This is a genomic window from Variovorax sp. V116 (assembly GCF_041154435.1).
GTDB classification, from domain to species: domain Bacteria; phylum Pseudomonadota; class Gammaproteobacteria; order Burkholderiales; family Burkholderiaceae_C; genus Variovorax; species Variovorax paradoxus.
This window is the reverse complement of record NZ_AP028661.1, coordinates 4,863,147-4,887,402: the sequence shown is the minus strand read 5'-3', so window position 1 is coordinate 4,887,402 and position 24,256 is coordinate 4,863,147. Positions and strand designations below refer to the sequence as shown.

At 68.3% G+C, this 24,256-nt stretch carries 18 protein-coding genes; 9 read left to right on the top strand and 9 right to left on the bottom strand.

All coding sequences use genetic code 11. The features are described 5' to 3' along the window. The first annotated feature begins 59 nt into the window (after nucleotides 1-59). The 6 genes from ACAM58_RS23355 (at nucleotide 60) to ACAM58_RS23330 (ending at nucleotide 4,522) form a co-directional block, all read left to right on the top strand. Nucleotides 60-980 (top strand): hydroxymethylglutaryl-CoA lyase, encoded by a 921-nt coding sequence (locus tag ACAM58_RS23355; protein ID WP_369663651.1) that lies wholly within the window; start codon nucleotides 60-62, stop codon nucleotides 978-980. A 3-nt stretch (nucleotides 981-983) separates the two neighbouring features. Further along, a complete protein-coding gene (locus ACAM58_RS23350; protein ID WP_015867470.1) occupies nucleotides 984-1,472 on the top strand; it encodes a YbaK/EbsC family protein in 489 nt (162 codons plus the stop codon). Next, a complete protein-coding gene (locus tag ACAM58_RS23345) occupies nucleotides 1,469-1,747 on the top strand; it encodes a DUF1289 domain-containing protein (RefSeq protein WP_027730325.1) in 279 nt (92 codons plus the stop codon). Before ACAM58_RS23350 ends, ACAM58_RS23345 begins: the two co-directional genes overlap by 4 nt. Next, nucleotides 1,744-2,388: a 2-hydroxychromene-2-carboxylate isomerase gene (locus ACAM58_RS23340; RefSeq protein ID WP_369663650.1), complete on the top strand. Its 645-nt coding sequence runs from the start codon at nucleotides 1,744-1,746 to the stop codon at nucleotides 2,386-2,388. Before ACAM58_RS23345 ends, ACAM58_RS23340 begins: the two co-directional genes overlap by 4 nt. Before the next feature lie 166 nt (nucleotides 2,389-2,554). Then, complete coding sequence (locus tag ACAM58_RS23335) at nucleotides 2,555-4,249, top strand: MFS transporter (RefSeq protein ID WP_015867467.1); 1,695 nt, start codon at nucleotides 2,555-2,557, stop codon at nucleotides 4,247-4,249. Between the two features lie 123 nt (nucleotides 4,250-4,372). After that, complete coding sequence (locus tag ACAM58_RS23330) at nucleotides 4,373-4,522, top strand: hypothetical protein (protein ID WP_015867466.1); 150 nt, start codon at nucleotides 4,373-4,375, stop codon at nucleotides 4,520-4,522. Between the two features lie 22 nt (nucleotides 4,523-4,544). Here ACAM58_RS23330 and ACAM58_RS23325 read toward each other — a convergent pair whose 3' ends face one another. Both ACAM58_RS23325 and ACAM58_RS23320 read right to left on the bottom strand, forming a co-directional pair. Beyond that, nucleotides 4,545-5,660 (bottom strand): ABC transporter substrate-binding protein, encoded by a 1,116-nt coding sequence (locus ACAM58_RS23325; protein WP_015867465.1) that lies wholly within the window; start codon nucleotides 5,658-5,660, stop codon nucleotides 4,545-4,547. Nucleotides 5,661-5,795: 135 nt separating this feature from the next. After that, nucleotides 5,796-6,902, bottom strand: a complete 1,107-nt coding sequence (locus tag ACAM58_RS23320) for an ABC transporter substrate-binding protein (protein WP_018906170.1) — start codon at nucleotides 6,900-6,902, stop codon at nucleotides 5,796-5,798. 170 nt (nucleotides 6,903-7,072) lie between these two features. Between ACAM58_RS23320 and uvrA the strand changes: the two genes are divergently transcribed. Further along, complete coding sequence (gene uvrA / locus ACAM58_RS23315; protein ID WP_369663649.1) at nucleotides 7,073-13,018, top strand: excinuclease ABC subunit UvrA; 5,946 nt, start codon at nucleotides 7,073-7,075, stop codon at nucleotides 13,016-13,018. A gap of 39 nt (nucleotides 13,019-13,057) precedes the next feature. On the opposite strand, the gene ACAM58_RS23310 is transcribed toward uvrA, so the two are convergent. From ACAM58_RS23310 to gabT, 7 genes are all read right to left on the bottom strand, one after another. After that, the gene (locus ACAM58_RS23310) at nucleotides 13,058-14,530 is read right to left on the bottom strand and encodes an NAD-dependent succinate-semialdehyde dehydrogenase (RefSeq protein WP_369663648.1); all 1,473 of its coding nucleotides are present in this window, start codon (nucleotides 14,528-14,530) and stop codon (nucleotides 13,058-13,060) included. A gap of 355 nt (nucleotides 14,531-14,885) precedes the next feature. Next, nucleotides 14,886-15,842 (bottom strand): agmatinase, encoded by a 957-nt coding sequence (gene speB, locus ACAM58_RS23305; protein ID WP_369663647.1) that lies wholly within the window; start codon nucleotides 15,840-15,842, stop codon nucleotides 14,886-14,888. 15 nt (nucleotides 15,843-15,857) lie between these two features. Next, a complete protein-coding gene (locus ACAM58_RS23300) occupies nucleotides 15,858-16,676 on the bottom strand; it encodes an ABC transporter permease (protein ID WP_015867460.1) in 819 nt (272 codons plus the stop codon). 22 nt (nucleotides 16,677-16,698) lie between these two features. Beyond that, nucleotides 16,699-17,955 carry an ABC transporter permease gene (locus tag ACAM58_RS23295; RefSeq protein WP_369663646.1) on the bottom strand — a complete coding sequence of 419 codons (1,257 nt, stop codon included), beginning with the start codon at nucleotides 17,953-17,955 and terminating at the stop codon, nucleotides 16,699-16,701. 18 nt (nucleotides 17,956-17,973) lie between these two features. Further along, nucleotides 17,974-19,002 carry an ABC transporter substrate-binding protein gene (locus tag ACAM58_RS23290; protein ID WP_369663645.1) on the bottom strand — a complete coding sequence of 343 codons (1,029 nt, stop codon included), beginning with the start codon at nucleotides 19,000-19,002 and terminating at the stop codon, nucleotides 17,974-17,976. A gap of 52 nt (nucleotides 19,003-19,054) precedes the next feature. Beyond that, nucleotides 19,055-20,149, bottom strand: a complete 1,095-nt coding sequence (locus ACAM58_RS23285) for an ABC transporter ATP-binding protein (protein WP_369663644.1) — start codon at nucleotides 20,147-20,149, stop codon at nucleotides 19,055-19,057. Nucleotides 20,150-20,172: 23 nt separating this feature from the next. Further along, complete coding sequence (gabT, locus tag ACAM58_RS23280; RefSeq protein WP_369663643.1) at nucleotides 20,173-21,465, bottom strand: 4-aminobutyrate--2-oxoglutarate transaminase; 1,293 nt, start codon at nucleotides 21,463-21,465, stop codon at nucleotides 20,173-20,175. Between the two features lie 163 nt (nucleotides 21,466-21,628). Here gabT and ACAM58_RS23275 point away from each other — a divergent pair, with 163 nt between their 5' ends. After that, entirely contained in the window at nucleotides 21,629-23,038 is a 1,410-nt protein-coding gene (locus ACAM58_RS23275; RefSeq protein ID WP_278874478.1) for a PLP-dependent aminotransferase family protein, read from the top strand. Between the two features lie 160 nt (nucleotides 23,039-23,198). Next, on the top strand, nucleotides 23,199-24,248 hold the full coding sequence (locus ACAM58_RS23270; protein WP_369663642.1) for an ornithine cyclodeaminase: 1,050 nt from the start codon (nucleotides 23,199-23,201) through the stop codon (nucleotides 24,246-24,248). Nucleotides 24,249-24,256 lie beyond the last annotated feature (8 nt).

Genomic DNA, 24,256 nt, shown 5'->3' with positions numbered 1-24,256 from the left:
CAGACGGCCGACAATCGGCGGACGCTCTTTTCTTTCTCCAGCGAACCCAGAGACATCCCATGAAACTCCCCGCCAAGGTCCAGATCATCGACGTCGGTCCGCGCGACGGACTGCAGAACGAGAAGCAACCGGTCTCCGCCGAAATCAAGATCGGCCTCGTGCACCGCCTGCAGGACGCCGGCCTGAAGGAGATCGAGGTCACCAGCTTCGTGAGCCCCAAGTGGGTGCCGCAGATGGCCGACAACGCCGAGGTGATGCACGGCATCAAACGCAAGCCCGGCGTGCGCTACTCGGTGCTCACGCCCAACATGAAGGGCTTCGAGGCCGCCATTGCCGCGCCGCGCGAGGAGTGGCCCGACGAGATCGTGGTGTTCGGCGCCGCGAGCGAGGCCTTCAGCCAGAAGAACATCAACTGCTCCATTGCCGAGAGCATCGAGCGCTTCGCGCCCGTGGTGGCCGCGGCGCGCGAGAAGGGCATCGATGTGCGCGGCGCCATGTCGTGCACCGTGGGCTGCCCCTACGAAGGCGAGGTCGCACCCGAGCGCGTGGGCATGCTGGCGAAGTTGATGAAGGATATCGGCGTGCAGCGCGTGGACGTGGCCGACACCATCGGCGTGGGCACGCCGCGCAAGGTGAAGGCCGCCATCGAGGCCACGCTGGCGCACTTCGGCGTGGACCACATCTCGGGCCACTTCCACGACACCTACGGCCAGGCGCTGGTCAACACGCTGGCCTCGCTGGAGCTGGGGGTCTGGAACTTCCAGTCGTCCTCCGCGGGCCTCGGCGGCTGCCCCTACGCCAAGGGTGCGACCGGCAACGTGGCCACGGAAGACGTGGTCTACATGCTGCACGGCATGGGCATCGAGACCGGCATCGACCTGGACAAGCTGATCGACGCCGGCGTGTACATCAGCGAGGCGCTGGAGCGCGAGCCGAACTCGCGCGCCTCGAAGGCCCTGCGCATCAAACGGGCGGGTTGAACGATGTGCGGCGCTGAACTCCATTCGCTGCCCGAGGGCGTGCAGCGCGTCTCGCGCATGCTTCAGGACGCGGGCCACCCCCATTCGCCGCGCATGCTCGACGACGCCTGCCGCACCGCCCAGCAGGCGGCCGACGCGCTCGGCATTTTGGTCGGGCAGATCGCCAAGAGCATCATCTTCCGGCGCAAGAGCGACGACGCGGCGGTGCTGGTCATCACCTCGGGCGACAAGCGCGTCGACGAGAAGAAAGTCGATGCGCTGGTCGGCAAGACCGGCCGCGCCGATGCGGAGTTCGTGAAGGCGCGCACCGGCTTCACGATCGGTGGCGTGTCGCCGGTGGCGCATGCCACGCCGCCGGTGGTGCTGATCGACCGCGAGCTGTTCCGCTTCGAGGAGATCTGGGCTGCCGCGGGCCATCCGCATGCGGTGTTCCAGCTGCGCCCGCAAGACCTCGAGAAGCTCACCGGCGCGCCGGTGGCGGACGTGGTGTGAACGCCGAGGCCGCGCTGACGCTGGCCGAACGCGCCGAGGCGGTACAGCGCCCGGCCGCCGGCGATGCACCCGATGTGCCATCGCCCTGCACCTCGGTCTGCCGCATGGACAGCCAGAGCGGCTTCTGCGAAGGCTGCCTGCGCACCCTCCCCGAGATCGCGGGCTGGAGCCGGATGGACGGCGCGGCGCGGCGCGGCGTGTGGCGCGCGATCGAGCTGCGGGCGCGGGCCGGCCTCTGGCGCATCCCGGAACCCTCAGGAGACAAGCACGCATGAAGCACATCGACTTCTATCTCGACTTCATCTCGCCCTACGCGCACCTTGCGTTCGAGCACCTGCCCCAGGCGCTCGAGGGCCTGAGCTGCAGCGTGGCCTACAAGCCGGTGCTGCTCGGCGCCATCCTCAAGCACCACGGCCAGCTCGGCCCGGCCGAGATTCCGGCCAAGCGCAGCTGGACCTACCGCCATGTGCTCTGGCTCGGCCATGCGAACGGCATCCAGATCGAGATGCCGGCCTCGCACCCGTACAACCCGCTGCCGCACCTGCGGCTCGCGCTGTCGACCTCGGACGACGGCAGCATCAGCCGCCTGGTGGCCGAGACCATCCTGCGCAACGTGTGGCGCGGCGGCGAGGAAGCCGGCGATTCCGCGCGCCTGGCTGCGCTGGCGGCGCAGCTGGAACCGAAGCGCGACATGAACGGCGACGAGAACAAGGCGCTGCTCAAGCGCAACACCGACGAAGCGCTGCAGCTGGGCGTGTTCGGCACGCCGACCTGCAGGGTCGACGGCCGCCTGTTCTGGGGCTTCGACGGCCTCGCGATGCTGCGCGCCTATCTCGCCGGCGACGCATGGTTCGACGGCCCGCAATGGGCCGCGGCCGACCAGCGGCCGTCCTTGCTGCGAAGCAGCAAAAGCTGAGCAGAAGGCCGATTTCTTACAAGCTGAAACGGACCCCGCGGGTTTCACCTTAATCCGTAAGCGCCGGTTCAGTTTCGCGAAAGGCTCGGGTCAGTCGCGCCTCCAAGAATGCTTCACGGTCCCGAATGCCGGGGCCGATCGAACGCATACACAGGAGACGACGCAAATGGCAGCAACACTGGATTCGAGGGGGATGCCGCATCCGGCCCCCCGGCCCATGTCCGCGGAGGAAAAGAAGGTCATCTTCGCTTCCTCCCTTGGCACGGTGTTCGAGTGGTACGACTTCTACCTCTACGGCTCGCTGGCCGCGATCATCGCGAAGCAGTTCTTCAGCGGCCTCGATGCCGGCGCAGCCTTCATCTTCGCGCTGCTGGCGTTTGCCGCGGGCTTCCTGGTGCGGCCGTTCGGCGCCATCGTGTTCGGCCGGCTCGGCGACATGATCGGGCGCAAGTACACCTTCCTGGTCACGATCCTGATCATGGGCCTGTCGACCTTCATCGTCGGCCTGTTGCCCAGCTACGCGACCATCGGCGTCGCGGCGCCGGTGATCCTGATCGCGCTGCGCATGCTGCAGGGCCTCGCGCTCGGCGGCGAGTACGGCGGCGCCGCCACCTATGTGGCCGAGCATTCGCCGCACGGCAAGCGCGGTGCCTACACCTCGTGGATCCAGACCACCGCCACGCTCGGGCTGTTCCTGAGCCTGCTGGTGATCCTGGGCGTGCGCGAATGGCTGGGCGAAGCGGTGTTCAACGACTGGGGCTGGCGCATTCCGTTCCTGGTGTCGATCCTGCTGCTGGGCGTCTCGGTGTGGATCCGCCTGTCGCTGAGCGAATCGCCGGCCTTTCAGAAGATGAAGGCCGAGGGCAAGACCTCGAAGGCGCCGCTGTCCGAGTCCTTCGGCCAGTGGAAGAACCTCAAGATCGTGATCCTGGCGCTGGTCGGCCTCACGGCGGGCCAGGCGGTGGTCTGGTATTCGGGCCAGTTCTACGCGCTCTTCTTCCTGACGGCGCAGCTTAAGGTCGACGCGACCACGGCCAACCTGATGATCGCGGCCGCGCTTTTGATCGGCACGCCGTTCTTCGTGGTGTTCGGCACGCTGTCGGACAAGATCGGCCGCAAGCCGATCATCATGGCCGGCTGCCTGCTGGCCGTGGTCACCTACTTCCCGGTCTTCAAGATGCTGACCGAGGCCGCCAACCCCGACCTCGCCAAGGCGCAGGCCACCGCCGGCGTCACCGTCACGGCCGACCCAGCCACCTGCTCGTTCCAGGGCAACCCGGTGGCGCGCGAGATCGACTTCAGGAGCTCCTGCGACATCGCCAAGCGCTACCTCGTGCAGAACTCGGTGAGCTATGAGAACGTGGCCGGCGCGCCGGGTTCGAAGGCGGTCGTGAAGATCGGCGACAAGTCGGTCGAGGCGCCCGTGGGCAACGTCGTGAACCTCAAGTTCGACGAGACCTCCGCCAAGGAAATCGCCGCCTTCAAGAAGGGCGTGGCCGAAGACCTGAAGGTCGCGGGCTACCCGGCCAAGGCCGACCCCGCCAAGATCAACAAGCCGCTGACGGTCGCGCTGCTGTTCTGGCTGGTGCTGCTGGTGACCATGGTCTATGGCCCGATCGCCGCCATGCTGGTGGAACTGTTCCCCACCCGCATCCGCTACACCTCGATGAGCCTGCCCTACCACATCGGCAACGGCTGGTTCGGCGGCCTGCTGCCGACCACCGCCTTTGCCATCGTGGCCTCGACCGGCAACATGTACAACGGCCTGTGGTATCCGATCATCATCGCGGGCGTCACGCTGGTGGTGGGCACGCTGTTCATCCGCGAAACCAAGAACGTCGACATCTACGCGAACGACTGACGCACGTTCGGCAGCGCAGGAGGGCGGCGGGAGCCGGCCCTCCGTTCAACAAAGGGGCTTCATGCCGTCGGCATGAGGCCTTTTTCTTGAACCCCCGCATTCCATCCCCAGGAGACAGAACCCATGTGGAAACTCGTTGTCGGCTTCGTCGTCTTTGCCGCCATTGCCCTGTACGTGATCTCGAAAGCCGGCGACAAGATCGACATGTCGGGCGAGAAGCATGGCGGGGACGCGGCGCAGCACGAGCCCGCGCCCGCCGCCGCACCCAAGTAGGCAAGCCGCCGCGCGGCGGCGATCAGCGCTTGAAGCGGCCTTCGCTGATGATCGACAGGTCGACGTAGTCGATGCCCGTGTGGTCCGTCGGCGAATAGCTCACGTCGATGTTGCCGCCCAGGTCGTACTGGAAGCTGTTGAGCGTGGCAATCAGCCGGGCGCGCGTGGGCTTGGGCCCCGTGCGGCGCAGCGCCTCCACCATCACCTTGGTGGCGACGAAGCCTTCGAGCAGCGCGGGCGACAGCTCGGTCTGCCCCTTCGCCTTGGCGAGCGCCATCGCCTCCTTGATCAGCGGATGGCCGAACGAGCGCTCGTAGGGCAGCACCTGCGTGACGATCACGCCGGCGCTGGCCGAGCCCAGCTCCTTGATGAAGCCCGAGGCCGCATTGTTCGACAGCGTGATGATCTGCGCCGCCGAGCCCGCGGCCCGCAGCGCCTTCACGCCTTCGGTCACCGCGGTGCCCGAGCCGATCCACAGCACCGCCTGCGCATTGGCCTTGACCAGCTGCGGCACGATCGCCGAATAGTCGGGCTTGCTGCGGTCGGCCAGCGCCAGCACCGCCGGTGCGAGCCCGGCCTTCTCGAAGCCTTTGCTCGCGCCTTCCATCGCGTCCTTGCCGAAGGAGTCGTCGGCCTGCACCACGGCAATGCGCTGGATGCCCGTGGTGTGCAGGTGCTGCACCGCTTTTTCAGCCTCGCGCTGGTAGGTCGAGCGCACGTTGAAGATGTTCTTCTGCAGCGGCTTGTGCAGCGCCATCGCGCCGGTGGAAGGGCCCACCAGCGCCACGCCGTACTTGTCGAGCAGCGGGATCACGGCCAGGGTGTTGGGCGTGCCGCGGTTGAGCAGCAGCGCCAGCACCTTCTTGTCCTCGATCAGGATGCGCGTGTTCTCCAGCGAGCGCTTCGCGTCCAGGCCGTCGTCGAGCCGGATCACCTCGACCTGCTCGCCGTTGATGCCGCCCTGGGCGTTGACCTGGTCGATGACCAGCTGCGAGCCCATGATGGTTTCCTTCACGCTGGCGGCCACCGGGCCCGACAGGTCGGCCGACTGGCCGATCACGATCTGCGCCGACGCGCCGAGCGCGGACAGGGCGAAGAGCAGCGCAGCAGCGCGGGACGTGGACAACATCTTCATCATCGAACAGCCTTTGGGCGAAGCGGATGCTTCTGTCAGAAGATGTGTAATGTGTTGCCGCAAGTGACAATCACTCGCTCGTGGAAACCCTGTCAAACCATAGTTGACAGTGCCCTCGCGCCGCCGCCGGCGCCGCGCTCAGCGCTTGAAGCGGCCGTCGCTGATGATCGCGAGATCGGCGAAGTCGATGCCCGAATGGTCCTGCGGCGAGTAGCTGATCTCGAGCCCGCCGAGGTCGTAGCCGCGCAGGCTCTCGAGCGCCGCCAGCACCTTGGCCCGCGTCGGCTTGGGGCCGGCGCGGCGCAGCGCCTCGAGCAGCACCTTGGCCGAGGCAAAGCCCTCGAGCGCGGCCGGCGAGAGCTCGGCCTGGCCCTTGGCGCGCGCCAGCGCCAGCGCTTCCTTGACCATGGGGTAGCTGATGGAGCGCTCGTTCGGGAACACCTGGGTCACGATCACGCCCTTGCTCGCGTCGCCCAGCTGCTTGATGAAGCCCGACGAGGCGTTGTTCGACAGGGTGACCACCTGCGCGGCCGAGCCGGAGGCGCGCAGCGCCTTGATGCCCTCGACCACGGCAACGCCCGAGCCGATCCACAGCACCGCCTGTGCATTGGCGTCCCGGATGGCCGGCACGATGGCCTTGTAGTCGGGCTTCTCGCGGTCGGCCGGCACGGTCACGACGGGCTTGGCCTGCGCCTTGGCGAAGCCGGTCATGGCGCCCTCGAGCGCGTCCTGCCCGAAGGAATCGGTCACATGCACCACGGCGATGCGCGCGATGCCGGTGGTGAGCAGGTGCTGGATCGCCTTCTCGGCTTCGCGCTGGTAGGTGGCGCGCACGTTGAACACGTGCTTTTGCACCGGCTTGTGCAGCACCATGGCGCCGGTCGAAGGGCCGATCAGCGCCACGTCGTGCTTGTCGAGCCACGGGATGATGGCCTGCGAATGCGGCGTTCCGCGGCTCATGAAGAGCGCCACCACCTTCTTCTCCTCGAGCAGCACGCGGGCGTTCTCGGCGGCGCGCTTGACGTCGAAGCCGTCGTCCATGCGCAGCACCTCGATCTTCTCGCCGTGCACCCCGCCCTGGGCGTTCGCGGCGTCGATCAACAGCTGGGCGCCGCCGATGGTTTCGTTCACGCTGGCGGCCACCGAGCCGGTCATGCCCGCGGTCTGGCCGATCAGGACCTGGGCCGGCGCGGATGTCGCGGCCAGGGCGAGCAGGGCCGCGCAAAGAACGTGCAGCTTGTTCATGGATAACTTCAAGGGCGGTGTTGGAACGTAAACAAAGGTGCTATTTGTTACATAAAGTGTTATTTGCGGAATCCGTACAAACCCCTGCGCGGCCACAGACCATGTGACGGAGTGCACGAATACGTCACCGGCCACTCCCTAGAATGTTTGCCCCACCCCCCAAGGCATTCATGACACAGGGCTCCATCCGGATTCGCGGCGCGCGCCAGCACAACCTCCAGAACCTCGACCTCGACATCCGCACCGGCGAGATGACCGTGGTCACCGGGCCCAGCGGCTCGGGCAAATCGAGCCTCGTGTTCGACACCCTCTATGCCGAGGGCCAGCGGCGCTACGTGGAGACCTTTTCCGCCTACGCGCGCCAGTTCCTGGACCGCATGGACAAGCCGGCCGTCGACAAGGTGGAGGGCGTGCCGCCCGCCATCGCCATCGACCAGACCAACCCGGTGCGCTCCTCGCGCTCCACGGTCGGCACGATGACCGAACTCAACGACCACCTGAAGCTGCTCTACGCGCGCGCGGCCCAGCTGTTCGACCGCGAAACCGCGCTGCCGGTGCGCCACGACTCGCCCGACAGCATCTATGCGCAGATCGCCGAGCGCGCGGCTGCGGCGGGCGATCCGCGGCTGGTGGTCACCTTCCCGGTCGAGCTGCCGGCCGGCACCTCGGCCGATGAAGTGACGCAATGGCTCTCGGCCAGCGGCTTCACGCGCGTGCAGGCCGAGCGCGAGGTGGCCACGCCCACCGGCCCGCGCAAGATGCTCGACGTGGTGGCCGACCGCTTCCGCATCTCGAGCGCCGAGCGCGCGCGCGTGGTCGAGGCCATCGAGGTGGCGCTCAAGCGCGGCAGCGGGCGGGTCACGGTGCATGCCACCGGCGCCGACGAGAACGCACCCGCGGACGTGTGGAAGTTCTCCACCGGCCTGCACTGCCCCGAAAGCGACATCCGCTACGCCGACCCGATCCCGTCGATGTTCTCGTTCAACTCGGCCGTCGGCGCCTGCGACACCTGCCGCGGCTTCGGCCGCGTGATCGGCGTCGACCTGGGCCTCGTGATCCCGAACGACAAGCTCACCCTGCGCGCCGGCGCGATCAAGACCATCCAGACCCCCGCGTGGAAGGAGGCGCAGGACGACCTCATGCGCCACGCCGAGGCGGCCGGCATCCCGCGCGACACGCCCTGGAACAAGCTCACCGACGAGCAGAAGCACTGGGTGATCGAGGGCACGCCCAACTACAAGGAGGGCAACTGGAACAAGCAGTGGTACGGCGTGCGCCGCTTCTTCGCGTACCTGGAGAGCAAGGCCTACAAGATGCACATCCGCGTGCTCTTGTCCAAGTACCGCAGCTACACGCCGTGCCCCACCTGCAGCGGCGCGCGCCTGAAGCTCGACAGCCTGATCTGGCGCATCGGCAGCAAGGAAGACGCGGACGCGGTGCTGGAGCCCGCCAAGCGCTTCATGCCGGCCGGCGTGAAGTGGACGCGCGCGCAGCTCGAGGCGCTGCCGGGGCTGTGCCTGCATGATTTGATGCTGCTGCCGATCGAGCGGCTGCGGCGGTTCTTCGACCGCATGGGCTTGGCTCCCTCCCCCGCCGGGGGAGGGCAGGGGTGGGGGCACGCGGCCTCTGCAAAAGCTGCGGCGGTGGTGGAGGCCGAGAGCCCCCATCCCGGCCTTCCCCCGGCGGGGGAAGGAGCAAGACAGGGCGAAGCCCAGGCGCTCAAGCTCCTCCATGAAGAAATCACCACCCGCCTGCGCTACCTGCACGACGTCGGCATCGGCTACCTCACGCTCGACCGGCAAAGCCGCACGCTGTCGGGCGGCGAGGTGCAGCGCATCAATCTCACCACCGCGCTCGGCACCTCGCTGGTCAACACGCTGTTCGTGCTCGACGAGCCCAGCATCGGCCTGCATCCGCGCGACATGAACCGCATCACCGAGGCCATGCTGCGCCTGCGCGACGCCGGCAACACGCTGGTGGTGGTCGAGCACGACCCGGCCGTGATGCTCGCGGCCGACCGCGTGATCGACATGGGCCCCGGCCCGGGCATCCGCGGCGGGCAGATCGTGTTCGACGGCAGCACCGACCAGCTGCGCGATGCCGACACGCTCACGGGCCAGTACCTGGGCGGGCGCAAGAAGATCGGCATGGGCTTCAAGCGGCTCGTGAGCGAGAACACGCACCGGCTCATCCTCGAAGGCGTGCGCGAGCACAACCTCAAGAACATCACGGTCGAGTTTCCGCTCGCGCGGCTGGTCTGCGTGACCGGCGTCAGCGGCTCGGGCAAGTCGACGCTGATCCAGGACGTGCTGGCACCCGCGCTCATGCGCCACTTCGGCAAGGCCACCGAAACACCGGGCGCGCACGACCGCCTGCTGGGCGCCGATCACCTGGGCGACGTGGTCTTCGTCGACCAGTCGCCGATCGGCAAGACCGCGCGCTCCAATCCCGCGAGCTACGTGGGCGCATGGGACGCGATCCGCGAGATCTTCGCCACCGCCGCGCTCTCGCGCCAGCGTGGCTACACCGCGAGCAAGTTCAGCTTCAACTCCGGCGACGGCCGCTGCCCGACCTGCGGCGGCTCGGGCTTCGAGCACGTCGAGATGCAGTTTCTCTCGGACGTGTACCTGCGCTGCCCCGATTGCGACGGCAAGCGCTACCGTCCCGAGATCCTCGAAGTGAAGGTCGAGCGCAAGGGCCGGAGCTACAACGTGGCCGACGTGCTGGACCTCACCGTGGCCGAAGCCGCGGCGGTGTTCGAGGCCGACCGCGACGTGCTGCGCGTGCTGCAGCCGATCTCCGACGTGGGGCTCGACTACGTCAAGCTCGGCCAGCCCGTGCCCACATTGAGCGGCGGCGAGGCCCAGCGCCTCAAGCTCGCGGGCTTCCTGGCCGAGGCGGCCAAGAGCGCAACGGCCAGCAAGCAATCGGTCGCGCGCCGAGGCACGCTGTTCCTGTTCGACGAGCCCACCACCGGCCTGCACTTCGACGACATCGCGCGGCTGATGCGCGCGCTGCGCAAGCTGCTCGACGCCGGCCATTCGCTGATCGTGATCGAGCACAACCTCGACGTGATCCGCGCCAGCGACTGGTGCATCGACCTCGGCCCCGAAGGCGGCGAGGGCGGCGGCCGGGTGGTGGCCGAGGGCACGCCCGAGCAGTTGCGCGAGAACCGCGCCTCGCTCACCGGCGCGGCGCTGGCCGACTACGACCTGGCCATCGGCCCCGAGGCCTACAAGGTGGCGGAGCGCGCCGCGCGGCGCTACATCGCCAATGCCAAGACGGCGCCGGGCGGCCATGCGATCGAGATCGTCAACGCGCGCGAGCACAACCTCAAGAACCTCAGCGTGAACATTCCGCGCGGCAAGTTCAGCGTGGTGACGGGCGTGAGCGGCTCGGGCAAGTCGACGCTGGCCTTCGACATCCTGTTCAACGAAGGGCAGCGGCGCTATCTCGAATCGCTCAACGCCTATGCGCGCAGCATCGTGCAGCCCGCGGGCCGGCCTGAAGTGGATGCGGTCTACGGCATTCCGCCCACGGTGGCCATCGAGCAGCGCCTCTCGCGCGGCGGCCGCAAGAGCACGGTGGGCACCACCACCGAGGTCTGGCACTTCTTGCGCCTCCTGTACGTGAAGCTCGGCATCCAGCACTGCATCCACGACGGCGCGGCGGTGCAGCCGCAGACGCCCGACAGCATCGCGGCGCAGCTGATGCGCAACTTCAAGGGCCAGCACATCGGCCTGCTCGCGCCGCTGGTGAGCAACCGCAAGGGCGTGTACACCGAACTCGCCGACTGGGCGCGGCCGCGCGGCTTCACGCACCTGCGCGTGGACGGCGAGTTCCTGCCGACCACCGGCTTTCCGCGCATCGACCGCTTCAAGGAGCACAGCATCGAGCTGCCGGTGGCCAGCCTCGACGTGCTGCCCTCGAAGGAGACCGAGCTGCGCGAGGCGCTCACCAAGGCGCTCGAACACGGCAAGGGCGTGGTGCATGTGCTGAGCCAGCTCGACGGCCTCAAGGCCGCGATGATGGCCGGCGTGTCGGCCTCGGGCATCGGCCGCGTCAACGTGTTCTCCACGCTGCGCGCCTGTCCGGTCTGCAGCACCAGCTACGCAGAACTCGATCCGCGCCTGTTCAGCTACAACAGCAAGCACGGCTGGTGCCCCGACTGCGTGGGCACCGGCGTCAAGCTCAGCAAGGACCAGCGCAAGGTCTTCGACGACTCGATCCGCGACGACGACAACAAGGGCCGCGAACAGACCTTCGCCGAGCCCGAGATCGAAGACCTGGCCGACACCGCCTGCCCGACCTGCGAAGGCACGCGGCTCAATGCCACGGCGCGCGCGGTGGGCTTCGGCGCCTCGCCGGCCGACGGCATGGGCGGCATCGGCATCACCGAGCTCGCGCGCATGAGCGTGACCGAGGTGCGGCAGTGGTTCGAAGGCCTGGCGCTCACGGGCCGCGAAGCCGAGATCGCGCGCGACCTGGTGCCCGAGATCAGGAGCCGTCTCGAATTCCTCGAAGAAGTGGGCCTGGGCTACCTCACGCTCGACCGCGGCGCGCCCACGCTGAGCGGCGGCGAGGCGCAGCGCATCCGCCTCGCGGCGCAGCTCGGCAGCAACCTGCAGGGCGTGTGCTACGTGCTCGACGAGCCGACCATCGGCCTGCATGCACGCGACAACCAGATCCTGCTGGACGCGCTGCACAAGCTCGGCGACAAGGGCAACACGCTGGTGGTGGTGGAGCACGACGAAGACACCATCCGCCGCGCCGACCACATCATCGACATCGGCCCGAGCGCCGGCAAGCGCGGCGGCCGCCTCGTGGCCGAGGGCTCGGTCGCCGACATCCAGAAGGCGGGCGATTCGCAGACCGGGCGCTACCTGCGCGATGCGATCAAGCATCCCTTGCACGAACGGCGATTGGTTCCTCTCCCTCCCCTTCCGGGGGAGGGCCGGGGAGGGGGCGCGACGGCCTCGAAGAAGACCGCTGGCCGTGCAAACGCCGCGAGCCCCCACCCCTCCCCTCCCCCGGGAGGGGAGGGAGCGAGTGCCAATGCCTGGCTCACGGTGCACGGCGCCGATCTGCACAACCTGCAGGACGTGACCGCCACGCTGCCGCTGCACCGCCTGGTGGTGGTGACGGGCGTGAGCGGCTCGGGCAAGTCCACGCTCGCGCGCGACGTGCTGCTGGCCAGCGTGCATGGCATCGTGGTCCAGCGCATGACCAAGGCCGGCCGCGACGCCGATGCCGCGGGCAAGCGCCCGGCGTGGTCCGGCTGCGAACGCGTCGAAGGCTACGAAAGCATCGACCGCGTGCTCGAGGTCGACCAGACCCCCATCGGCAAGACGCCGCGCAGTTGCCCGGCCACCTACATCGGCTTCTGGGACACCATCCGCAAGCTGTTCGCCGACACGCTCGAAGCCAAGGCGCGCGGCTACGGCCCGGCACGCTTCAGCTTCAACACCGGCGAAGGCCGCTGCCCCGGCTGCGACGGCGCCGGCGTGCGCACCATCGAGATGAGCTTCCTGCCCGACGTGAAGGTGCCCTGCGAGGTCTGCCATGGCGCGCGTTTCAATCCCGAAACGCTGGCCGTGAGCTGGCGCGGCAAGAGCATCGGCGAGGTGCTGCAGATGGAAGTGGACGAGGCGGTCGAGTTCTTTGCGGCCATGCCCAACATCAGCCATCCGCTGCAGCTGCTGAAGGACGTGGGGCTGGGCTACCTCACGCTGGGCCAGCCTTCGCCCACGCTCTCGGGCGGCGAGGCGCAGCGCATCAAGCTGGTGACCGAACTCAGCAAGGTGCGCGACGACGTCACGCGCCGCGGCCAGAAGGCGCCGCACACGCTGTACGTGCTCGACGAGCCGACCGTGGGCCTGCACATGGCCGACGTCGAGAAGCTGATCCACGTGCTGCACCGGCTGGTGAACGGCGGCCACAGCGTGGTGGTGATCGAGCACGACCTCGACCTGATCGCCGAGGCCGACTGGATCATCGACCTGGGTCCCGAGGGCGGCAACGCCGGGGGGCGCATCGTGGCCGCGGCACCGCCGGAGGAAGTGGTGCGGCTCGGCACGCACACCGGCGTGGCCCTGGCGCCGGTGCTGGCGCGGTAGCGGGCAGGGCGGGGCGCGGCCCCCGCCCAGCCTGGTTTCCTATTTCTGGATATCGCCCAGGCAGAGGTACTTGATCTCGACGTAGTCGTCCATGCCGTGGTGCGAGCCTTCGCGTCCCAGACCCGACTGCTTCACGCCGCCGAAGGGCACATGCTCGGTGGCGATCACGCCGGCGTTGATGCCCACCATGCCGTATTCCAGCGCTTCCGCCACGCGGAAGATCCGGCCCACGTCGCGGGTGTAGAAGTAGCTCGCGAGGCCGAACTCGGTGTTGTTCGCCGCATCGATGCCGTCCTGCTCTGTCTTGAAGCGGAACACCGGCGCAAACGGCCCGAAGGTTTCTTCACGCGCGCACAGCATGTCGGCGGTGGCGTCGGCAATCACGGTGGGTTCGAAGAACTGGCCCTGCATCCGGTGGCCGCCCGCCAGCACACGGCCTCCCTTGGCAACGGCGTCGGCCACATGCCGCTGCACCTTGTCGATGGCCGCATCCTCGATCAGCGGGCCCTGCACCACGCCATCTTCAAAGCCGTTGCCGACCTTCAGCGCCTTGACCTTGGCCGCGAACTTCTCGACGAAGGCGTCGTAGATGCCGTCCTGCACATACAGCCGGTTCGCGCACACGCAGGTCTGGCCGGCGTTGCGGTACTTGCTGGCCATGGCGCCCTCGACGGCCGAATCCACGTCCGCATCGTCGAACACCAGGAAGGGCGCGTTGCCGCCCAGTTCGAGCGACAGCTTCTTGACCGTCGGCGCGCACTGGCTCATGAGGATGCGGCCGACCTCAGTGGAGCCCGTGAAGCTCAGATGGCGCACGACGCCGCTCTCGCACAGCTCCTTGCCGACCGCGATGCTGTTGCCGCTGTCGGCCGTGAGCACGTTGAGCACGCCCGCCGGAATGCCGGCGCGCATGGCCAGTTCGGCGGCGGCCAGCGCCGTGAGCGGCGTGAGCTCGGCCGGCTTGATGACCACCGTGCAGCCCGCGGCCAGCGCCGGCGCCACCTTGCGCGTGATCATGGCGAGCGGAAAATTCCACGGCGTGATCGCCGCGCACACGCCGATGGGCTGCTTCATCACCAGGAGGCGCCGGTTGTTGTCGAACTGCGGCAGCACCTCGCCGTTCACGCGCTTGGCTTCCTCGGCAAACCACTCGACGAAGCTCGCGCCGTAGACGACCTCGCCCTTGGCCTCGGCAAAGGGCTTGCCCTGCTCGGCGGTCATCAGGCGGCCGAGGTCCTCGGTGTTGGCGATGAGCAGGTCGAACCACCTGCGCAGCACGATGCTGCGCTCCTTGCCGGTCTTGCCGCGCCAGGCAGCCAGCGCCTTGTCGGCGGCGGCAATGGCAAGCGTGGCGTCCGCACGCGTGAGGTTGGCTACGTCGACCAGCTTCTGTCCTGTGGCCGGGTCGTTCACGTCGAAGCGGCTCTTGCCTTGAATCCATTCGCCGGCAATCAGCGCGTCTGTCTTCAGGAGGGTCGGGTCGTTCAGCAATGCGAGAGGAGATGTTTTCATGGTCGATGGTCTCGGTTTTGTTTTGCGATCTGTTGGGTTGAAGAGTCTTGTTTGGTGAGGCTGCTGCTGTTCAGGGCGCGCTCCCGCCGACGGGGTACCTTGCTCCGCGAATGTCCCCCGGCCTTCGGCCTCCTCCTTGATTTCGCTGCGCAAGGCACCCCATCAGCGGGAGCGTTGGACAGAGCGGCCGTTGATCGGCGGAACAACAGCAGCGTGCCCAGGTGCACAGGGCATCGGGTGCTCCCCGCAGCGAAATAAAGGAGGAGCCGAAGGCGGGGGACATTCGCGGAGGGGAGTACCCGGTGGCCTGTGCACGCGCCCTGAAAACAGCAGCGCCTAAAAGGACCACGCACAGTCACCGATAAGGCACCCCAGGCAGCACACACAACATCTCATACAGAAGATTGGCCCCCAGCAGCGCGGTGTTCCCGCTGACGTCGTAGGGCGGACTCACCTCCACCAGATCGGCCCCGACGACGTTCAAGCCCCGGCAGCCGCGCACGATCTCCAGCGCCTGTGGCACGGTGAGTCCGCCGATCTCGGGCGTGCCCGTGCCGCCGGCAAACGAAGGATCGATGCCGTCGATGTCGAAGCTGATGTATACCGGGTGCGCCGGCCCGATGCGCTCGCGCACCTGCGCCATCAGAGGCGCCAGTGACTGGTGCCAGACCTCGTGCGCCTGCACCACCGTGAAGCCCTGCTGGCGCGGCCAGTCGAAATCATCCGCCGCATAGCCGGTGCCGCGCAGGCCGATCTGCCAGACCTTGTCGCAGGCCAGCAGGCCTTCCTCGACCGCGCGCCGGAACGGCGTGCCGTGGGCAATGCGCTCGCCGAACATGTCGTCGTTCACGTCCGCATGCGCATCCACATGCACCAGCGCGACCGGGCCATGCTTGCGCGCCACCGCGCGCAGGATCGGCAGCGCAATGGTGTGGTCGCCGCCGAGCGTCAGCGGCGCGCAGCCGGCGGCCAGCACCGCGCCGTAGAAGTCCGAGATGATGTCGATCGATTTTTCGAGCGAATAGGTGTTGATCGGCACGTCGCCCAGGTCGGCCACGTTCAGCTTGTCAAAAGGCGCCGCGCCGGTGGCCATGTTGTAGGGCCTGAGCAATGCCGACTCGGCGCGGATCTGGCGCGGCCCGAAGCGCGCGCCCGGCCGGTTGGAGGTGCCGATGTCCAGCGGCACGCCGATGAAGGCCGCGTCCAGCCCCTCAGGCGAAGTTGCGGACGGCAGCCGCATCATCGTGCCGGGACCGGCGAAGCGCGGCATCGTGTTGCCGCCGAGCGGCTGGTTCGGTGTGGCGTTGGGCATCGTGCGTGTGCGGGTTCAGCGCCGCCGGCCGCGCAGCCATTCGAGCGCGAGCAGCAGCGTGGTGGTGAAGACGATCAGCAGCGTTGCCACGGCGGCGATGGTGGGCGAGATGTTCTCGCGGATGCCGGTGAACATCTGGCGCGGCAGCGTGACCTGGTCCGGCCCCGCGAGGAACAAGGTGACCACCACTTCGTCGAACGAGGTGGCAAAGGCGAACAGCGCGCCCGAGATCACGCCCGGCGCGATCACCGGCAGCGTGACGCGCATGAAGGTCCTGAACGGCGTTTCGCCCAGGCTCAGCGATGCGCGCACCAGGTTGTGGTTGAAGCCGGCCAGCGTGGCCAGCACGGTGGTCAGCACAAAGGGCGCACCCAGCGCCGCATGCACCACGATCAGCCCGATGTAGGTGTCGGCCAGCCCGAGCGGCGCGAAGTAGAGATACGTGGCGACGCCCACCACCACGATCGGCACCACCATCGGCGAGATCAGCACGCTCATGAGCAGGCCCTTGAAGGCGAAGCTCGTGCGCGACAGCCCCACCGCCGCCAGCGTGCCCAGCACAGTGGCCAGCACCGTGGCGGCCGGCGCAACGATGAAGCTGTTGCGCGCCGCGCGCCCCCACTCGGGCGAATCGAAGAGGTTGCGGTACCACTGCAGCGACCAGCCCCGGATCGGGTAGGCCAGGAACGAGCTGTCGGAGAACGACAGCGGAATCACCACCAGGATCGGCGCCAGCAGAAAGGCCAGCACCGCGATGCAGCCCGCGCGCACCGCCCACCAGCCGAGCTTGTCGGCGAAGGTGGCATAGGCCGGGAATTGGGGAAGCTTGAACATGCGTGTGTGTCCTTCGTGCCGCTCAGCCGAGGCTCAGCTCGGCCTTGCCGATGCGGCGGTACACGGCATACAGCACCAGCGTGGCGGCGAGCAGCACGGCGCCCAGCGCGCAGGCCATGCCCCAGTTGATTTCCACGTTGGTGTAGCGGGCGATGTAGTAGCTGAGCATCTGGTCGTCCGCGCCGCCAAGCAGCGCCGGCGTCACGTAGTAGCCGATGGCCAGGATGAACACCAGCAGCGCGCCGGCGCCAATGCCCGGATAGGTTTGCGGCACGTACACGCGGAAGAAGGCCGCCAGCGGCGAGCTGCCCAGCGAGACGGCCGCGCGCAGGTAGGTGGGCGGCACGCTCTTCATCACGCTGTAGAGCGGCAGGATCATGAAGGGCAGCAGGATGTGCACCATCGCGATGATCACGCCGGTGCGGTTGAACAGCAGCGCAAGTGGATGGTCGATCAGGCCGATGCCCATCAGGCCGCGGTTGACCAGCCCCTCGGACTGCAGCAGCACGATCCAGGCCGCCACGCGCACCAGGATGGAGGTCCAGAACGGCACCAGCACCAGGATCATCAGCACGTTGGCCTTGCGCGCCGGCAGCGTCGACAGCCACCAGGCCAGCGGATAGGCCAGCAGCAGGCAGAAGAAGGTGACCACGGCGCTGATGTTGAAGGTGCGCAGCAGGATGCCGGCAAAGGCGCGCTGGTCGGCGGGCATGCGCTCCACCTCGCCGGCCACGTCGCGCCGCAGGTCGACCGAGGCGAGCAGGTAGTCGGGCGTCCAGCGCGAACCGTTCTTGGCAATCGCCTGCCAGAACGGCAGCTCGCCCCAGCGCGGATCGATCTCCAGCATGCGCGCCTTGACCTCGTCCGGCGTGCCGGCGATCGGCAATGCCCGGAAGGTGCCCATCACCAGCGAGCGGGCGCCTGCGATCTCGGTGTTGAGGCGGCGCGCCAGGGCGCCCGCGTCGGAGCTGTCGGGCAGCTGGGCGAGGTCGGCCGCGATGGCGGCATAGGCCGCGGGCGCAGGCGCCTCCTTGCGGCTCCAGCCGTCGAGCGCGCGCACGGTGCGCGGCAGCGCGTTGGCAACCTCGGGGTTCTCGACCGCGCGCTGCAGCAGCGCCACGATCGGCACCAGCAGCGTCAGGAGCAAAAACACCAGGAGCGGCGCCGTGAGCGCAAAGGCGCGCCACTTGCGGCGCGACTCGGCGCGCGCCAGCGCACGCCGGAGCTCGCCCGGCGGCGCCTCTGCGAAGGCCTGGGGGACAGGCATTGCCGCTTGCATGGCCTCTTGCCTGCCCGCTTACTGCGTGGCCCAGGATGCGAAGCGCTTCTCGAGCGCCTCGCCCTGGTCGGCCCAGAAGCCGACGTTGAACTGCAGCGCCTCCTTGGCGTTGGTGGCCGAGGTCGGCAGGTCGGCCAGCACCTTGGGGCTGAGCGAAGCCAGCGCCTTGGTGTTGGTGGGGCCGTAGGCGATGTTCTGGGCATAGACCGCCTGGTTGGCCGGCTGCATCGCGAACTGGATGTACTTGAGCGAGGCTTCCTTGTTGGGCGCGCCCTTCGGAATCACCAGGTAGTCGAGGTCGTAGATGCCGCCGGGCCAGTAGATCTTGAGGTCGCGGCCTTCGCGGTTGGCCGCGTCGATGCGGCCGTTGTACACGGTGGTCAGCACCACGTCGCCGGCCACCAGGAACTGCGGCGGCTGTGCGCCGGCTTCCCACCACTGGATGTTGGGCTTGAGTTCGGTGAGCTTCTTGAACGCGCGCTCGGCGCCATCCTTGGTGGCGAGCACCTTGTAGACATCGGCCGGCTTCACGCCGTCGGCCATGAGCGCGAACTCGAGGTTGTAGCGCGCGCCCTTGCGCATGCCGCGCTTGCCGGGGATCTTCTTCACGTCCCAGAAATCGGCCCAGCTGGTGGGCGCGGTCTTGAGCTTCTCGCCGTTGTAGGCCATCACGGTCGACCACACGAACAGGCCGACGCCGCAGTCGGTGACCGCGGCCGGCAGGAAGTCGGCCTTGCTGCCGATCTTGGAGTAGTCGAGCTTCTCGAACAGGCCCTCGTCGCAGCCGCGGGCGGCGTCAGGCGACTCGACCTCGACCACGTCCCAGGTGACCTTCTTGGTCTCGACCATGGCCTTGATCTTGGCCTGCTCGCCGTTGTATTCGACCGGGATGATCTTGGTGCCGGTCTTTTCGTAGGGCTCGTAATAGGCCTTCTTCTGGGCGTTGGCGTTGGCACCGCCGAAGTTGACCACGGTGAGCTGCTGCTGGGCCAAGGCCGGCAGCGCGAAGCCGGCGGCAGCGATGCAGGCGAGAAGGGTCTTTTTCATGGTGGGAATCTTCCTGGGTGATGAAAGGAAACGGGGGAACAACGAGCCGGATTCAGTGGGCATAGATGCGCGCATGCGCCATCGGGAATTCGAGCACCACCGCTTCGCCGGCCTGCGGTGCGGCGGTGCCGCCCGCGCCATCGAGCGGCAGCTTCACGGTGGCGTCGGCCTGGCCGTCGCCCACGCTGCACAGCAGCCGCAGGTGGTCGCCGAAGTAGATGACGCGCGACACCTGGGCGGCGAGCATGTTGGCGCCCTGTGCGGCCGGGCTGCGGTGCAGCACCACGCGCTCGGGGCGGATGCAGGCCTCCACAGCCGCGCCCGCGGCCGCACCGCCGACGTTGAGCCCGTGCAGCACGCGGCCGTCGGGCAGCGTCATCTCGGCGCGCTCGCCGCCGCGGCCCAGCTGGCCCTTGAGCACCGTGTTGTCGCCGACGAAGCCGGCCACGAAGCGGTTGGACGGCGTTTCGTACAGCCCGTCGACCGTGTCCAGCTGCTGGATCACGCCTTCGTTGAACACCGCGACGCGGTCGCTCATGGTGAGCGCCTCGCCCTGGTCGTGCGTCACGTAGACGAAGGTCACGCCCAGCTGGCGGTGCAGGTCCTTGAGCTCGAGCTGCATGTGCTCGCGCAGCTGCTTGTCGAGCGCGCCGAGCGGCTCGTCCATCAGCACCAGCTGGGGCTCGAACACCAGCGCGCGCGCCAGCGCCACGCGCTGCTGCTGGCCGCCCGACAGCTGGCCGGGCAGGCGGTCGGTCATGCCGCGCAGCTGCACCATGTCGAGCGCGCGCTGCACGCGGCGCTGCTGCTCGGCCCTGGGCACCCTGCGCACGGTCAGTGGATAGGCCACGTTCTGCCCCACGCTCAGGTGCGGAAACAGCGCGTAGTTCTGGAACACCATGCCGAAGTTCCGCTTGTGCGGCGGCGTGCCGGTGATCGGCTTGCCGTCGAGCAGGATCTCGCCCGAGGTCGGCGACTCGAAGCCCGCCAGCATCATCAGCGTGGTGGTCTTGCCCGAACCCGAAGGCCCGAGCAGGCTCAGGAACTCGCCGCGGTGAATGTCCAGGTCGAGCTGGCGCACCACCAGGTGCTCGCCGTCGTAGGTCTTCTGGACACGCTGGAAGCGCACCAAGGGTTCTGCTGTCATGGAAGATTTCAGGAAAGGGTCGGTCAGCGCAACGCGGCGAAGCTGTCCGCGAGAAGCGCCAGGCCTTCGTCCACAAGCAAGTCGGATGCCGTGAGCGGCACCAGCACGCGAATTACATTGCCATAGGTGCCGCATGACAGCAGGATTAACCCGCGCCGCGCCGCCTCCGCGACCACCCGGCGGGTCAGCCCGGCGTCAGGCCGCGCGGTGTCGCCGTCTTCGAACAGCTCGATGGCCACCATGGCGCCGAGCCCGCGCACGTCGCCGATGGCCGGCACCCCGGCGGCGATGCGGCGCAACCCCGCCGTGAGCCGCCCGCCCAGCGCCCGGCTGCGCGCCAGCAACTGCTCGTCGTCGAACACCTTGAGCACCGCGAGCGCCGCGGCGCAGCCGATGGGGCTGCCCGCATAGGTGCCGCCCAGGCCGCCGGGCGCGGGCGCATCCATCACCTCGGCGCGGCCCACCACGCCGGAGATCGGAAAGCCGCCGGCCATCGACTTGGCGGTGGTGATCAGGTCCGGCGCCACGGGCCACTGCTCGCTCGCAAACCAGGTGCCGGTGCGCCCGGCGCCGGTCTGCACCTCGTCGGCAATGATCAGGATGCCGTGGCGGTCCGCCAGCGCGCGCAGGCCCTCGACGAAGTCGTTGGGCGCCACATAGAAGCCGCCCTCGCCCTGCACCGGCTCCAGGATGAAGGCCGCCACGCGCTCGGGCTCGATGTCGTTCTTGAACAGCAGCTCGACCGAATGCAGTGCATCGTCCACGCTCACGCCGTGCAGCGCGTTCGGGTACAGCGCATGGAACACCTCGCCCGGGAACGGGCCGAAGCCGAGCTTGTAGGGCGCCACCTTGCCGGTCAGGCCGAGCGTCATCATGGTGCGGCCGTGGTAGCCGCCGTTGAAGGCAATGACGCCGGGCCGCCGGGTGTGGGCGCGGGCGATCTTGACCGCGTTCTCGACCGCCTCGGCGCCGGTGCTCAGGAAGATCGACTTCTTCGCGAAATTGCCCGGCGCCAGCGCGTTCAGGCGCTCGGCCAGCTCCACGTAGGGCTCGTAGGCCAGCACCTGGAAGCAGGTGTGCGAATAAAGATCGACCTGCGCCTTCACGGCGGCGCTGATCTCCGGATGGCAGTGGCCGGTGTTGAGCACCGCGATGCCGCCGGCAAAGTCGATGTAGCGTCGCCCCTCGACGTCCCACACTTCCGCGTTGGCGGCGCGGCTGACGAAGATCTCATGGGCCTGGCCGACGCCGCGGGCCACGGCCGCATTGCGGCGGGCCATGAGGGCGGCATTGCTGAGGTGGGGTTCGCGTTGCATGGGTGCGGCCTGTGCTTTGAAGAAGGAATGCCGGCACTCTAGGTCCCACGAATCGATCCAGCCATGTACACCGGAAGTGATCGCCCGGAAGACTGTACTGGTCTTGTATCCTGTACATACTTTCCTCAATATGGTGCAGGCCGGACTGCTGCAGACGCCCCCGATGCTCATTCTTCGCCCCGAACAGCCGACGCCGCTGGTCAGCCAGATCGTGGAAGGGTTGCGCGGACTGATCGGCTCCCAGAAGCTAAAGGCCGACAGCAAGCTGCCGTCGATCCGCGCCTTTGCCGCGGCCCACGGCGTCAGTGTGTTCACGGTGGTCGAGGCCTACGACCGGCTGGTGGCGCAGGGCCTCCTGGTCTCGCGCGCCAACGCCGGCTTCTTCGTCAAGCGGCGCATCGAGGACAGCGCCGCCGGCGCGGCCAGTGCGCCCCGCCCGGACCCCCGCTTCGACGCCCGCTGGTACCTGCAGCAGATCTTCGAGAACCGCAACCTGCCGCTCAAACCCGGCTGTGGCTGGCTGCCGCACGACTGGCTGTTCGAGGACGGCATGCGCCGGAGCCTTCGCCACCTGGCCTCCGAAGGCGCCGACATCGGCGGCTACGGCCTGCCCTTCGGCCACATGGCGCTGCGCATGGCGACGGCCGAGGCGCTCTCGGAGCAGCAGATCGTGGTCGACGCCGCCCAGGTGCTGCTGACCCAGGGTTCCAGCCAGGCGCTGGACCTGGTGGCGCGCCGCCTGCTCAAGCCGGGCGATTCGGTGCTGGTGGACGATCCGGGTTATCCGAACCTGATGTTCATGCTGCGCTTCCTGGGCGTGGAGATCGTCGGCGTGCCGCGCATCCCCACGGGCTACGACATGCCGGCGCTCGAGGCGCTGCTCGCGGCGCATCGGCCCAAGGCCTTCTTCACCCAGCCTCGGCTGCAGAGCCCGACCTGCTCGATGGCATCGCTGCCGCAGCTGGTGCAACTGCTGCAGCTCGCGCAGGCGCACGACTTCACGCTGGTCGAGAACGACATCTATGCCGAGATGGACGCCTCGATGCGCCCCTCGCTCGCCAGCCTGGGACAGCTGCGCCGCGTGGTCTACGTGGGCAGCTACTCGAAGACCATCTCGCCCAACATCCGCGTCGGCTACGTGGTCGCCCGGCCGGAGCTGCTCGAAGAGCTGGCGCAGCTCAAGATGATCTCGGGCCTGACCTCGTCCGACATCACCGAGCGGCTGGCCTTCGGCATCGTGACCGATGGCCGCTGGCGCAAGCACCTCAAGTCGCTGCGCGAACGCCTCGCGCAGGCGCAGGGCAGCGTCGCGCGGCGGCTGGACGGGCTGGGCTTCGAGCTGTTCCACGAAGCCGCGGCTGGCATGTACCTGTGGGCCCGGCACCCGGACATTGCCGACAGCGCCGAGCTCTCGCGCCGCGCCGCGGCCGAAGGCATCATGCTCGGCCCGGGCCAGCTGTTCCTGGTCAACCCGCATCCCACCGGCTGGCTGCGCTTCAACGTGGCTTTCAGCGAAGACGAACGGCTCTGGCGCTTCCTCGAGCGCAGCATCGAAGAGCACAGGCACGACTGAAGCCGTGCTTCCGCCAGGACCCGGCGGGGGCTCGCCATGGCCTGCAAGCAGGCGCACAATGGCTGCAACCCCTGGCGCAGGCGCATCCTGGATCAGCCATGGTGGAGTGAATACTTGAAGGAATGAAGCGCCGCGTCCGGGCTACGCAAGGAGCCGCGCCATGACCCGCTTCATCGATGTTCACAGCCTGGTTCGCCTGGTGGACGAAACCGGCGTTCCGCAATTCCTCAAGGCCCTGGCCGACGCGCTGCGCGACGACTTCATGCGCTGGCGCGAGTTCGACAAGAAGGCGCGCGTGGCCAGCCACTCGCACCTCGGCGTGATCGAGCTGATGCCGGTGGCCGACGACGGCGCCTACGCCTTCAAGTACGTCAACGGCCATCCGCACAACACGGCCGTGGGCCTGCCCACGGTCATGGCCTTCGGCGTGCTGGCCGAGGTCGATACGGGCTACCCGGTGCTGCTGTCGGAGCTCACGCTCACCACCGCGCTGCGCACCGCCGCCACCTCGGCCATGGCGGCGCAGGCGCTGGCGCGGCCCGGCTCGCGCAGCATGGCGCTGATCGGCAACGGCTCGCAGAGCGAGTTCCAGGCGCTGGCCTTCCATGCGCTGCTGGGCATCGAGGAGGTGCGCGTGTTCGACATCGATCCGCGCGCCACCGACAAGCTGGTGCGCCACCTGTCGGCCTGCACGCCGCTCGAGGTGGTGCGCGCGCCATCGGTCGCCGATGCGGTGCGCGGCGCCGACATCGTGACCACGGTCACGGCGCACCAGGGCCATGCGGTCGTGCTTTCGCCCGGCATGATCGAGCCGGGCATGCACATCAATGCGGTGGGCGGCGATTCCCCCGGCAAGACCGAGCTGCATCCCGACGTGCTGCGCCTCGCGCGCGTGTTCGTCGAGTACGAAGCCCAGACCCGCATCGAGGGCGAGATCCAGCAGCTGCCGGCCGACTTTCCGGTGCACGAGCTCTGGAAGGTGCTGCTCGGCAGCGTGCCCGGGCGCGAGAGTGCCGAGCAGGTCACGGTGTTCGACTCGGTCGGCTTTGCGCTGGAGGACTACACGGCGCTGCGCTATATCCACCAGCTGTCGCTGGAGCGCGGCATCGGCCAGCAGATCGCACTGGTGCCCGAGCTCGACGACCCGAAGGACCTGTTCGGGCTGACGGCGTCCGGCCGGCGCCGTGCCGTGCTGCGGCGTGCGGCATGATGGGCGGC